Source organism: Streptomyces sp. GSL17-111 (genome assembly GCF_037911585.1).
In the GTDB taxonomy this organism is placed as follows: Bacteria; Actinomycetota; Actinomycetes; order Streptomycetales; family Streptomycetaceae; genus Streptomyces.
The window spans coordinates 1,453,764-1,465,073 of sequence record NZ_JBAJNS010000001.1; the positions used below are offsets into that span (position 1 = coordinate 1,453,764).

The 11,310-nt window shown below is 75.8% G+C and carries 13 protein-coding genes; 3 read left to right on the top strand and 10 right to left on the bottom strand.

Going from position 1 to position 11,310, the window contains the following annotated elements:
- Nucleotides 1-105: 105 nt before the first annotated feature.
- From V6D49_RS06140 to V6D49_RS06150, 3 genes are all read right to left on the bottom strand, one after another.
- On the bottom strand, nucleotides 106-531 hold the full coding sequence (locus V6D49_RS06140) for a hypothetical protein (protein ID WP_340557793.1): 426 nt from the start codon (nucleotides 529-531) through the stop codon (nucleotides 106-108).
- A 173-nt stretch (nucleotides 532-704) separates the two neighbouring features.
- Nucleotides 705-2,252, bottom strand: a complete 1,548-nt coding sequence (locus tag V6D49_RS06145) for a glycerol-3-phosphate dehydrogenase/oxidase (RefSeq protein ID WP_340557795.1) — start codon at nucleotides 2,250-2,252, stop codon at nucleotides 705-707.
- Nucleotides 2,249-2,899 carry a TetR/AcrR family transcriptional regulator gene (locus tag V6D49_RS06150; protein WP_340557797.1) on the bottom strand — a complete coding sequence of 217 codons (651 nt, stop codon included), beginning with the start codon at nucleotides 2,897-2,899 and terminating at the stop codon, nucleotides 2,249-2,251. Before V6D49_RS06150 ends, V6D49_RS06145 begins: the two co-directional genes overlap by 4 nt.
- Nucleotides 2,900-2,946: 47 nt before the next feature.
- Between V6D49_RS06150 and V6D49_RS06155 the strand changes: the two genes are divergently transcribed.
- The 3 genes from V6D49_RS06155 to V6D49_RS06165 are packed head-to-tail and all read left to right on the top strand — an operon-like array spanning nucleotide 2,947 to nucleotide 5,797.
- The gene (locus tag V6D49_RS06155; RefSeq protein ID WP_340563714.1) at nucleotides 2,947-4,524 is read left to right on the top strand and encodes an FAD-binding oxidoreductase; all 1,578 of its coding nucleotides are present in this window, start codon (nucleotides 2,947-2,949) and stop codon (nucleotides 4,522-4,524) included.
- On the top strand, nucleotides 4,521-5,471 hold the full coding sequence (locus V6D49_RS06160) for a diacylglycerol kinase (RefSeq protein ID WP_340557798.1): 951 nt from the start codon (nucleotides 4,521-4,523) through the stop codon (nucleotides 5,469-5,471). The genes V6D49_RS06155 and V6D49_RS06160 overlap by 4 nt, the downstream gene beginning before the upstream one ends.
- Before the next feature lie 11 nt (nucleotides 5,472-5,482).
- On the top strand, nucleotides 5,483-5,797 hold the full coding sequence (locus tag V6D49_RS06165; RefSeq protein ID WP_340557799.1) for a hypothetical protein: 315 nt from the start codon (nucleotides 5,483-5,485) through the stop codon (nucleotides 5,795-5,797).
- Nucleotides 5,798-5,837: 40 nt separating this feature from the next.
- On the opposite strand, the gene V6D49_RS06170 is transcribed toward V6D49_RS06165, so the two are convergent.
- The 7 genes from V6D49_RS06170 to V6D49_RS06200 all read right to left on the bottom strand — a co-directional run bounded on the left by V6D49_RS06170 (nucleotide 5,838) and on the right by V6D49_RS06200 (nucleotide 11,144).
- Nucleotides 5,838-6,749 (bottom strand): glutaminase, encoded by a 912-nt coding sequence (locus V6D49_RS06170; RefSeq protein WP_340557800.1) that lies wholly within the window; start codon nucleotides 6,747-6,749, stop codon nucleotides 5,838-5,840.
- Between the two features lie 72 nt (nucleotides 6,750-6,821).
- Nucleotides 6,822-7,307, bottom strand: coding sequence for an ATP-binding protein (locus V6D49_RS06175; protein ID WP_445330475.1), 486 nt, complete (start codon nucleotides 7,305-7,307; stop codon nucleotides 6,822-6,824).
- Between the two features lie 67 nt (nucleotides 7,308-7,374).
- Nucleotides 7,375-8,037 (bottom strand): endonuclease, encoded by a 663-nt coding sequence (locus tag V6D49_RS06180; protein ID WP_340557804.1) that lies wholly within the window; start codon nucleotides 8,035-8,037, stop codon nucleotides 7,375-7,377.
- Entirely contained in the window at nucleotides 8,034-8,315 is a 282-nt protein-coding gene (locus V6D49_RS06185) for a DUF3140 domain-containing protein (protein WP_445330622.1), read from the bottom strand. Before V6D49_RS06185 ends, V6D49_RS06180 begins: the two co-directional genes overlap by 4 nt.
- Nucleotides 8,316-8,392: 77 nt before the next feature.
- On the bottom strand, nucleotides 8,393-9,019 hold the full coding sequence (locus tag V6D49_RS06190) for an NADPH-dependent F420 reductase (RefSeq protein ID WP_445330476.1): 627 nt from the start codon (nucleotides 9,017-9,019) through the stop codon (nucleotides 8,393-8,395).
- Between the two features lie 84 nt (nucleotides 9,020-9,103).
- Nucleotides 9,104-9,871: an enoyl-CoA hydratase/isomerase family protein gene (locus V6D49_RS06195; protein WP_340557806.1), complete on the bottom strand. Its 768-nt coding sequence runs from the start codon at nucleotides 9,869-9,871 to the stop codon at nucleotides 9,104-9,106.
- A 109-nt stretch (nucleotides 9,872-9,980) separates the two neighbouring features.
- On the bottom strand, nucleotides 9,981-11,144 hold the full coding sequence (locus V6D49_RS06200; RefSeq protein WP_340557808.1) for a L,D-transpeptidase: 1,164 nt from the start codon (nucleotides 11,142-11,144) through the stop codon (nucleotides 9,981-9,983).
- Nucleotides 11,145-11,310: the final 166 nt, after the last annotated feature.

The window sequence follows — 11,310 nt, forward strand, 5'->3', positions numbered from 1 at the left end:
CGACGCGGACCGTCGCCGGTCCGGGCGGGCCGCCGCGCGGGGGAGTCCGCCGGTCTCCGGGCCGGCTCCGGAGGCGGTGCGTCACCCGGACACGACCTCCACCACCTATCGGTCGCGGCTCGTGGCCCGGTCGAGGACGAAGCCAAGCCCGACGCCGAGCAGCCAGACGTCCTTGGCCAGGGCGGTGCCCTCCTGGGTGGGGCGCAGGCTGCCCTCCTCACGCATGCCGGGCGTGCGCAGGTACAGGCCGACCAGTCCGGCCGAGAACGCCGTGAGGGCGGCCCCGGCCAGGGCGGTCGGCACGACGGGCAGCAGCAGCGCGGCGCCGAGGGCCGTCTCCCCGGCGGAGAGCAGTCGGGCGAACGTCGTCGGGGGGAGCTTGTCCAGGAAGGGGTAGGCGTGTGTGGCCATCCCGTGGAGCCCGGCGGCGCTCTCCGGGTCCATACGGCGTTTGCTCAGGCCGGAGTTGAGGATGAAGGCGCCCGTGGCGAGGCGCGGCGCCACGTGGCGGAGCTGGAGGGGCGGACGCATGGGACTCCCCGCGGTGTGGACGGACGGTGTCCCGGTCGAGCGTAGGCCGGGGCCCACGCGCGGGCAGCCGGAGCGCGTCCGGACGGGCGGGCGGGCTCAGCGGCGGGCGTCAGCGGCGGGCGGCCGGGCCTGGCGTCAGGGGCGGGCGTCGGGGGCGGGCGTCGGGAGCGGGCTCAGGGGCGGGCGTCCGGGGGTGGGAGGAGGCAGGCGCGGACGGCGTCCCGGGCGGCCTCCCGGTCGGCGGGCACCAGGGCGAGGCGGGTGCGGCGTTCGAGGAGGTCGGCCTCGTCGAGCGCGCCCTCGTGGCGCAGGCCGAAGCGCAGTTCGGCGCCGGTGATCCCGGCGGCCAGCGGGCGCAGCAGGTCGGGCCGCCCGGCGGCCTCGGCGAGGACGGCGGGGGCCTCGGTGCCGTAGCGGGCGACGAGCCGGGCGGGGGCGTCGACGCGGGCGAGCTCGGCGGGGGTGGCGGCGCCGACCAGCGGCAGGTTCCGCGTCCGGCACGGGCCCACGGGGAGTCCGGCGTTGGCGGCGGCGGTGTCGACGGCGTCCTCGGCCATGCGCCGGTAGGTGGTGAGCTTGCCGCCGACGACGGTGATGACGCCGTCGCGCGAGGTGAGGACGGCGTGTCGGCGGGAGAGGTCGGCGGTGCTGCCCGCGCGGGCCTGGAGGAGGGGCCGCAGCCCGGCGAAGGTGCCGATCACGTCGGTGCGGCGCAGCGGCGTCGCGAGGACGGAGTTGACGACGTCCAGGAGGAAGGCGACGTCGCTCTCGGGGGCGGTGGGGACGTCCGGGAGCGGGCCGTCGAGGGGTTCGTCGGTGAGGCCGACGTACACGCGCCCGTCGGGCTGCGGCAGGACGAGGGCGAACCGGCCGCGCGCACCGGGCACGGGGATCGTCAGCGCGCTGCGCAGACCGCCGAGGGCGGCGCCAGGGAGCACGAGGTGGGTGCCCCGGCTCGGGCGCAGCCGGACGTCGGGGACGAGCCGGTCGGCCCAGACGCCGGTGGCGTTGACGACGGCGCGGGCGCGGACCTCGACGCGCTCGCCGGTCGCCGTGTCGCGCAGGACCGCGCGGTCGCCGTGCAGTTCCTCGGCGGCGCAGCGGGTGAGGACGCGGGCGCCGTGGGCGGCGGCGGTGCGGGCGAGGCCGACGACGAGCCGGGCGTCGTCGACGAGTTGCCCGTCGTGGGCGAGGTGGCCGCCGCGCAGCCCGTCGGGGCGCAGGCCGGGGGCGAGTTCCAGGGCACGGCGGCGGGAGACGCGGCGGGCGGCGGGGAGGGTGCGGCCGGAGGTGCCGGCGCTGAGCCGCAGGGCGTCGCCGAGAAGGAATCCGGCGCGCAGGACGGCGGAGGCGGGCCGTGGAACGCCGGGGTGCAGCGGCAGCAGCATCGGCAGGGCGCGCACGAGGTGGGGGGCGGTGCGGGTGAGGAGGAGGTGCCGTTCGCGGGCGCTCTCGTGGGCGATGCCGAGCTGCCCGGTGGCCAGGTAGCGCAGGCCGCCGTGGACGAGCTTGGAGCTCCACCGGCTGGTGCCGAAGGCCAGGTCGTGCTGCTCGGCGAGGACGACGGTGAGGCCGCGGGCGGCGGCGTCGAGGGCGATGCCGGTGCCGGTGACGCCGCCGCCGACGACGAGGAGGTCGACGTGCGGGCGGTCGCCGAGCTCTTCGAGGTCGCGGCGGCGGCGGGCGGCGTTGAGGGAGGCGCGGGGGTCGGGGGTGGTCACGGGGTGTCCTCCTCGGGACGGAGGTAGGCGTCGAGCATGCGGCGCAGCTCGGCGGTGAGCCGGGGCAGCGGCAGGACGTCGTCGACGAGCCGCCAGGACTGGACGGTGGTCTGGACGACGAGGAGGACCATGCGGGCGAGTTCGGCGGGCTCGCCGTCGCGGATGGACCCGTCGGCCTGCCCGCCGCGCACCTGCTCCTCGGTGAACCCCAGGGCGTTGCGCTGGCTGGAGCCGAGCCGCTGGAAGGTGTAGGTGACCAGGACCTCGGGCTCGGTGTCGAGGATGCGGGCGAGCAGGGCGTGTTCGCGCAGCGCGCCGACGATGTGCGCGGCGCCGGCGACGAGGCGGGTGCGGCCGTCGTGGCCCTCGGCGGCGGCGCGCGGGACGGCGGCCAGGGTGACGGCGCGCATCTCGCGGGTGAGGAGGTCGCCGACGAGGGTGTCGATGTCGCGCCAGCGCCGGTAGATCGTGGGTCTGCTCACCCCGGCGCGGCGGGCGACGTCGGTGAGGGTGAGGCGGCGCAGCCCGAACGTGGCGATGGCCTCGTGGGCGGCGTCCAGGAGGGTCTCCGCGAGGGGGTCGGTGCCCGCTTCCCGGTCGCGGGCTTCGGCGTCGACCCCGTCACCATCGTTACTGATTGACATCATGTGCAAGACTGTAACGCATGACGAAACCGAGCCGCCGCGTCGCGCCGATGTCCTGGAACGCCTGGGGCGACCCCGCCCACGCCACGCCCCTGCCCGAGTCGGTGCGCGCCCTGGTCGCGGAGGTGCTCGGGGCACCGCCGGTCGCGCGCCCGAGCGTCGCCCGGGAGGAGCTGGAGCTGCCGCCGGGCGCGCTGCCCGCCGCCGTCCGCGCGGCGCTGGAGGCGGTGGTCGGCGCGGCCAACGTCGTCACCGACGACGCCGAGCGCGTCCTGCACGCCGGCGGCAAGAGCACGCCCGACCTGCTGCGCCGCCGGGCCGGTGACGTGGCCGCCGCTCCGGACGCCGTCGTCCTCCCCGGCGACCACGCGGAGGTCGGGGCGGTCCTGCGGGTCTGCGTCGAGCACGGCGTCGCGGTCGTCCCGTTCGGCGGCGGCACGAGCGTCGTGGGCGGGGTGGAGCCGCTGCGCGGCCGGTTCGGCGCCCTCGTCGCGCTCGACCTGCGGCGGCTGGACCGGCTCGTGGCCGTCGACGACGTCGCCCGGACGGCCACCCTCCAGGCCGGGCTGCGCACGCCGGAGGCCGAGGAACTGCTGGCCGCGCACGGCCTCACCCTCGGGCACCAGCCGCAGAGCTACGAGTACGCCACCATCGGCGGCTACGCGGCCACCCGCTCCTCCGGCCAGTCCTCGGCCGGGTACGGGCGGTTCGACGCCATGGTGCTCGGCCTCAAGGCCGCCACCCCGAGCGGGACGCTCGACCTCGGCCGCTCCCCCGGCACCGCCGCCGGTCCCGACCTGCGGCAGCTCCTGCTCGGCTCCGAGGGCACCCTCGGCGTCATCACCGAGGTGACGCTGCGGGTCCGGCCGCTGCCCGAGGCGCGGCTGGACGAGGCGTGGGCCTTCCCCGACTTCGCCGCCGGCACCGCCGCGCTGCGCGCCCTGGCGCAGGGCGGCACCCGCCCCACCCTCGTGCGGCTGTCCGACGAGACGGAGACCTTCGTCAACTCCGCGCTGTCGGGCCGGGAGGCCGTGCCCGGCTGCCTGGCCGTCGTCGCGCACGAGGGCACGGCGGAGCAGGCCGCCGGCGTCCGGGAGCTGACCGCCGCCACGCTGCGGGCCGCCGGGGGCACCGAGCTGGGCGGGGAGCCCGTCGCGCACTGGCGGCACAGCCGCTACTCCGGCCCGTACCTGCGCGACGCCCTGCTGGACGCCGGCATCCTCGCCGAGACCCTGGAGACGGCCACGACCTGGTCGGCCCTGCCCCGGCTGCGCCAGGCCGTCACCGACGCGCTCACCGGCAGCCTGACGACGGCCGGCAAACCGCCCGTCGTCACCTGCCACATCTCGCACGTCTACCCCGAGGGCGCCTCGCTCTACTTCACCGTCGTGGCCGCCTCCGGCGCGGACCCGGCGGCCCGGTGGCGGAGCGCGAAGCGGGCGGCCGGGGACGCGATCGCGGCCTGCGGCGCTACGATCAGCCACCACCACGCCGTCGGCACCGACCACCTGCCGTGGATGGAGGCGGAGGTCGGCGCGCTCGGACTGGAGGTGCTGCGCGCGGTGAAGGACGTGCTGGACCCGGCCGGGGTCCTCAACCCGGGCAAGCTCGTGCCGGAGCGGCCGTGAGCACCGGCGGCCCCGGCGTGGCACGGCCACGGCGGATGACCCTGCTGGTCAACCCGGCCTCCGGCGGCCGGGCCGGGGAGCAGGTCGCCGCCTCGGCGGCCCGGCGGCTCCTCGCCCACGGCGTCGAGGTGGACGTCGTCGCCGGGCGGGACGCGGCCGAGGCCCGCGCCCGGGCGGCGGAGAGCGTCGCCGCCGGGGCCGACGTGCTCGCGGTGGCGGGCGGGGACGGCATGGTGCACCTGGCGCTCCAGGAGATCGCGGGCACGGGTACCGCACTGGCCGTGCTGCCCTGCGGCACCGGCAACGACTTCGCGCGCGTCCTCGGCATACCGCGCACGGACCCGACGGCGGCGGCGGACGTGCTCCTCGCGGGCCACCGCCGCAGGCTCGACCTCGGCCGCTGCACCGAGCGGTCCGGCGCGGCGCCCGTGTCCCGCTGGTTCGGCACCGTGGTCACCAGCGGCTTCGACTCGCTCGTCCTGGAGCGGGCCAACCGCATGACCTGGCCGCGCGGCCAGGCCCGCTACCGGCTGGCCGTCCTCGCCGAGCTGGGCGTCCTGCGGCCCCGGGCGTTCACGCTGGAGGTGGACGGCCGGTGCGAGGAGCTGGAGGCCACCCTGATCGCCCTCGGCAACACGACGACGTACGGCGGCGGCATGCCGATCTGCCCGCACGCCGTGCCGGACGACGGTCTGCTGTCCGTCACCGTCGTCCCCGCGCTGACGCGGGCCCGGCTGGTGCGCTCCTTCCCGATGATGCAGCGCGGCGCGCACGTGGAGCGGGCGAACGTGCGGACCTTCCACGCCCGCAGCGTGACGCTGGACACGCCGGACATGCTGGCCACCGCCGACGGGGAGCCGCTGGGGCGGCTCCCGGTGACCGTCGAGGCGGTGCCCGGGGCCGTCGACGTCATCGTGCCGGCGCCGGTTGTCGGTGCGGGGGACTAGCCTGCGTCGACATGAGTTACGCAGAGGTCCGGGAGCTGCAGAACGCGCTGAGCACCGCGAACGACATCGCCTTCAACCTGGACGGGCAGCCGCCGGCCGACCAGCTCGCGGAGGTGGCGGACGCGTTGCGGCGCGCGCTCGGCGCCGTCCGGGCGATCCAGTCCGCCCAGAGCGGGACGACGGGCTGCCGGGAGCACCCCATGGGCGCCGTCGACCCGCTGTACGGCGACAAGGACGACCCGCTGCCGCCCGGCTGGGGCAAGTGCCTGCTGTGCAACGACCGCCGCCGCCGGGCCATGACCGACCGCCGCCGCTACCACCGCTGACGGCGGGCGCGCGTCGGAGGGCGTCGGGGGCCGGGCGGCGTCAGAACACCGACCAGTCGGAGCGCTCGGTGAAGTCCTCCAGGGCGGCCATGGCGCCCACCGAGTTCCCGACGGCGTCCAGCCCCGGGCTCCACGCGCACACCGCGCCCCGGCCCGGCACGATGGCCAGGATGCCGCCGCCCACGCCGCTCTTGCCGGGCAGCCCGACGCGGTAGGCGAAGTCCCCGGCGGCGTCGTACGTCCCGCAGGTCAGCAGCACCGCGTTGATCCGCTTGGCGTCGCTGCGGCTCAGCAGCCTGCTGCCGTCGGCGCGCAGGCCGTGCCGGGCGAGGAAGCCCCCGGCCAGCGCCAGGTCGCGGCAGTCGGCCGTGATGGAGCAGTGCGCGAAGTAGTGCGCCAGCACCTCGTCGACCGGGTTGTGCAGGTTGCCGAAGGAGGCCATGAAGTGGGCCAGCGCCGCGTTGCGGTGGCCGTGCCCGGCCTCGGAGGCGGCCACGGCGGGGTCGACGGCGATGCCGGGGTTGCCGGACTCGGCGCGCAGGAAGTCCACCACCGCGCCGCCCGCGTCGCCCGTCAGGCTCAGCAGCGCGTCGGTGACGACGAGGGCGCCCGCGTTGATGAACGGGTTGCGCGGGACGCCCTGCTCGGACTCCAGCTGGATGAGGGAGTTGAACGGGTTGCCCGACGGTTCGCGGCCCACCCGGCGCCACAGGCTCGTCCCGCCGTGCGCGAGGGCGAGGGCGAGGACGAAGAGTTTGGAGACGCTCTGCACGGAGAACGGCTTGCGCCACTCCCCCACCCCGTGCACCTCGCCGTCCACGGTGGCCAGCGCCATCCCGAAGTCGTACGGATCGGCGCAGGCCAGCGCGGGGATGTAGTCGGCCGGGACGCCGCGTCCCAGCACCTGCCCCGCCACGTCCCTGGACCGTTCCAGCAGCTCGTCGTAGTTCACCGGCCCATTGTGTCCGCCGTGCGCGCGGCGCGGCGGCCGGGGCGGCCCGGCGTTCGGGGCGTTCGGGTGCCCTCAGCGGTCGAGGACGCGCATCTCGAACCACGTGGTCTTCCCGCGCGGCAGCAGGTCCACGCCCCAGCGGTCGGAGAGCTTCTGGACGAGGAGCAGCCCGCGCCCGCTGATGTCCAGGTCCCGCACCGGCAGCAGGCACGGCAGCCCCCGGGACGGGTCGCGCACCTCGACCCGGATCCAGTTGCCGCGCCGGAACATGCGGAGGGAGAAGTGCTCGGCGCCGGTGTGCCGGACGGCGTTGCCCACCAGCTCCGAGACGAGCAGCACGCCGTCGTCGGTGACGGTGCCCGGCAGCCGCCACCGGACGTGCAGGACGCACGCGGCCAGCCGCCGGGCGAGCGCCGCCGACTCGGGGCGGTTGCGGAAGTCCACCGGCGCCACGGTCGGGTCGCCCAGCAGTTCCAACGCACTGTGCTCGCCCGCGTCCACGACGTCCCAGGCCGCCCGCGACGCCGTCTCCTCCAGTCCCGCCATGGCCCCCATCATGGCGGGAATCGCGCCCCCGCGTGGGCGACTCCGCCGAATCCGCGACCGGGCGGCGACCGGCCCACGGTCAGCGGGCCCCGGCCCCCGGCCGCGTCACGTCGTCGGTGAGGGAGGCGTCCAGGGCGACGCGGACGAGTGCCGCCGCGAACGCGGCGACGTCCTCGGCGGGTACCAGGGCCGCCAGCTCGCGCGGGCGCTGCGGCAGGCCGAGCCGCTCGGCGCCCTTCAGCGCCTTCGCGTCGAGGTGGGGCGCCAGCTCGGGCCAGACGGCCTGGGCCTCGCGGAGGAAGATGTCCGCGCCGGCCGGGCCGAGCCCCGGCACCCGCCGGAGGGCGCGGCGCAGCGCGGCGACGTCGCCGTCCGTCTCGTCGCGCATCCGGCGCACGTCGCCGCCGTAGGTGTCGCGCAGCAGCTCCGCGCCCTGCCCGAGCATCGTCGCGGTGCGCTCGTCGTAGCGCCGGTAGCCGCCCTCGCCCAGCAGGTCCACGCGCCGCTGCCAGGTCGCGCCCGCCATCCGGGCCGGGCTGCGCAGCCCGGCCCGGAACAGGGCACGGGCCGCGTCCACCGCGATCGACGCCCGGATGCGCGCGCTCAGCAGGGTGGCGAGCACCAGGAGTTGGTAGAGCGGCTGCGGAGTGTCCCGCAGCCGGACGCCCGCTTCGGCCGCGTACGTCCGGCCGTGGCGGCGCAACAGCTCACGCGCCGTGTCGCGGTGGGCCGCGCGGCTCACGGCGCGGGCTTGAGCGGATCGTGCCCGAGGCTCATGAGCTCGAAGCGCCAGTGCTCCTGGCCCGCCGTCGGCTCCAGGTCCTCGCGGCGCCGGGAGTTGACGGTGTCGATGACGTCGCGCATGACGGCGAGGTCGGCGTCCGTCAGGTCGACCCGGCGCTTGCGCAGGATGGCCAGCACGTGCCGACCCGTCTCGCCACCGGCCTGGTCGGGCACGTCCTCGGTGCGCTCCGAGGCGGCCTCGGTGCGCAGCCAGTCGCTCAGCTCCTGGGAGGTCATGTTCACGACGCGGTGGAACTCGTCCCACAGCACGTCCCGCTCGATCGGGGAGATGTCCGACACCGTCTCGCTCCTCCTCACGCCGCGTGCAGCAGCGCGTTCATCTCGGCGGCGGGCAGTTCCGTCGCGTAGACGCTGGTGCCCGGCTGGTGCCTGCGTCCGCCCTGGCCGAGGTTTCCGGCGATGACGGGGGCGAAGCCGATGTCCCGCGTGAGCCCGGCGACGACCGCCTTGGCCCCGTCGTCGCTGCCGGAGAGCGGCACCGCCACGCGCGGGGCGCCGTCGTCCCGGTGCGCGTGGTCGCGCAGCTGCTGCCAGGGCAGGGTGTTGAAGGCCTTGACCAGGTTGCTGCCGGTGTGCGCCTTGATCTTCTCGCTGGACGTCGTCACGTCGGCGTCCAGCTCGGCGTCGTGGCCGTCCCGCTCGGGGTAGTAGTTGCAGGTGTCGATGACGACCTTGTCCCGCAACCGGTCGGCGGGCAGCTCCCGGTACCGCCCGTAGGGGATGCTCACGACGACGACCTCACCGAAGTCCGCCGCCTCCTCGACCGTGCCGGCCCGGACGGAACCGCCCAGCTCGGCGACGAGCCCGCTCAGCGTCCGCGGGCCGCGCGCGTTGCTGATGAGGACCTCGTGCCCGATGCGGTCGAAGTGTCCGGCCAGCGTGGAGCCGATCCGTCCGGCTCCGATGATTCCGATACGCATGCCGCCCCGGGTGCCCGTGGGCGTGGGGACGAAACGGGCCCGGCTCCCCGTGCGGGGGGCCGGGCCCGCGCCGGAGCGGGTGGCTCAGCGGAACGTCGCCTTGCCGGGGCCGTCCTCGACGAAGCTGCGCATGCCGATCTCGCGGTCCTCGGTGGCGAACAGTCCGGCGAACCAGTTCCGTTCGATGGCCAGGCCCGTGTCGATGTCGGCCTCCAGACCGAAGTCGACGGACTCCTTGGCCGCGCGCAGGGCGATGGCGGGGCCCTTGGCGAGCCGCGCCGCCCAGGCGTGGGCCGCCTCGTAGACCTCGGCGGCGGGGACGACCCGGTCCACCAGCCCCATGGTCAGCGCCTCGTCGGCCCGCACCTGGCGGCCGGTGAAGATGAGGTCCTTGGCCCGCGAGGGCCCGACCAGCCGGGAGAGCCGCTGGGTGCCGCCCGCGCCGGGGATGAGGCCCAGCAGGATCTCGGGCTGGCCCAGCTTGGCGTTGTCGGCGGCGATCCGGATGTCCGCGCTCAGGGCCAGCTCGCAGCCGCCGCCCAGCGCGTACCCCGTCACCGCCGCGACGACCGGCTTGGGGATGCGGGCGACGGCGGTGAACGCGTCCTGGAGGTCGCGGGCGCGCGCCACCATGGCCGCGTGGTCCATCTCCCGCATCTCCTTGATGTCCGCCCCGGCCGCGAACACCTTCTCCCCGCCGTAGAGGACCACGGCCCGCACGTCGTCGCGCCGGGTGACCTCCCCTGCCAGCTCGCGCAGCCGGTCCTGGGTGGCGATGTCGAGCGCGTTCATCGGCGGACGGTCCAGCCGGAGGGTGCCGACGCCGTCGGCCACTTCGAGGTTCACAGTCATGGCGGCAGGGTAACGCCCGTTAACCCCGGTGTCCCCCGCCGCCGGTGGTGACGTGGACGACGCCCCTGCCCGCAGTGCCGGGAGGGGCGTCGTCACGGACGGGCGCGGCCTACCGGCCCCACTGGCTCCAGTCCAGGTTCCAGCCGTTGAGGCCGTTGTCCGGGGCGATCGTCTTGTCCTGGCTGTTCTTCACCACGACGACGTCGCCGACCATGGAGTTGTCGTAGAACCAGGCGGCGTCCGCCGACGGGTCCCCGCCGCCGCGCTGGTCGAACAGGCCCACGCACCCGTGGCTGACGTTCTGCGCGCCGAACGTCGAGCGGCCCGCCCAGTAGTTGCCGTGGACGAAGGTGCCCGAGGTCGACAGCCGCATGGCGTGCGGGACGTCCTTGATGTCGTACTCGCCGCCGAAACCGACCGTGTCGCCGTTCATACGGGTCACTTCGTGCTTCTCGCTGATGACCATCTGACCGTTCCAGGTCGGGGTCTGCGGGGAGCCGGCCGTGATCGGAAGGGTCTTCCAGACCTTGCCGTCCCGCTCCACCGTCATCGTCTTCTTCTTCGCGTCCACCGTGGAGACCATCGAGCGTCCCACCGTGAAGGTGACGTCCTTGTTCTGCGTGCCGTAGACGCCGTCGGCCGCCTCGACGCCGCCCAGCCGCAGGCTCAGCGTCACCTTCGTGCCCGGCTCCCAGTAGTCCTCCGGACGGAAGTCCAGCCGCTGGTTCCCGAACCAGTGGCCCCGGACCTCCACGGCCGGGTCGGCGGTGACCTCGACGCCGCCCGCCACCGCGTCGCGGTCCTCCACCGGGCGGCTGAACCGCAGCGACACCGGCATCCCGACGCCGACGGTCGAGCCGTCCTCCGGTGTGAAGTAGCCGATGAAGGTGTCCTTCGCGACGACGGTGGTGAACGTGGCGGTCTTGGCCGCCGTACGCCCCTCGGCGTCCTCCGCCACGGCGTTGACGTGGTACTCCGTCCCCGTCGCCAGCGCCCGCTTCGGCTTCCAGGACGCGCCGTCCTTGCCGATGCTGCCCTCGACGGCCTCACCCTCCGAGGACTCCACCGTCACGTCCGTCAGTTCGCCGCCCTGCGCCGTCACCTTCAACGCGCCCGTGGTGGCCACGTCCTCCGCGCCGTGCTGCGGCGCGATGTCGACCGTCGCCCGCGACGGTCCGTCGGCGGCCTCCGCCGCCTTGCCGGGCTTCTCGCCCCCGCCGTCCGCCTCGTCCTCGCCGCAGCCGGTCGCCAGCAGCGTCAGCCCCAGCAGCACCGCGACCAGGCCCCGCCCACCCGGGCCTCTCCGTACTCCGCGGCCGTCCCGCACCCGTATACCCCGCACCTGTTCATCCGCCTTCGCCTGTGGCTCCCCGACCGCCCCCCACGGCGGCCCGTGCGCCCGCACCGCGCGCACGGCACCGAGTCAACCGGAGAAAGAT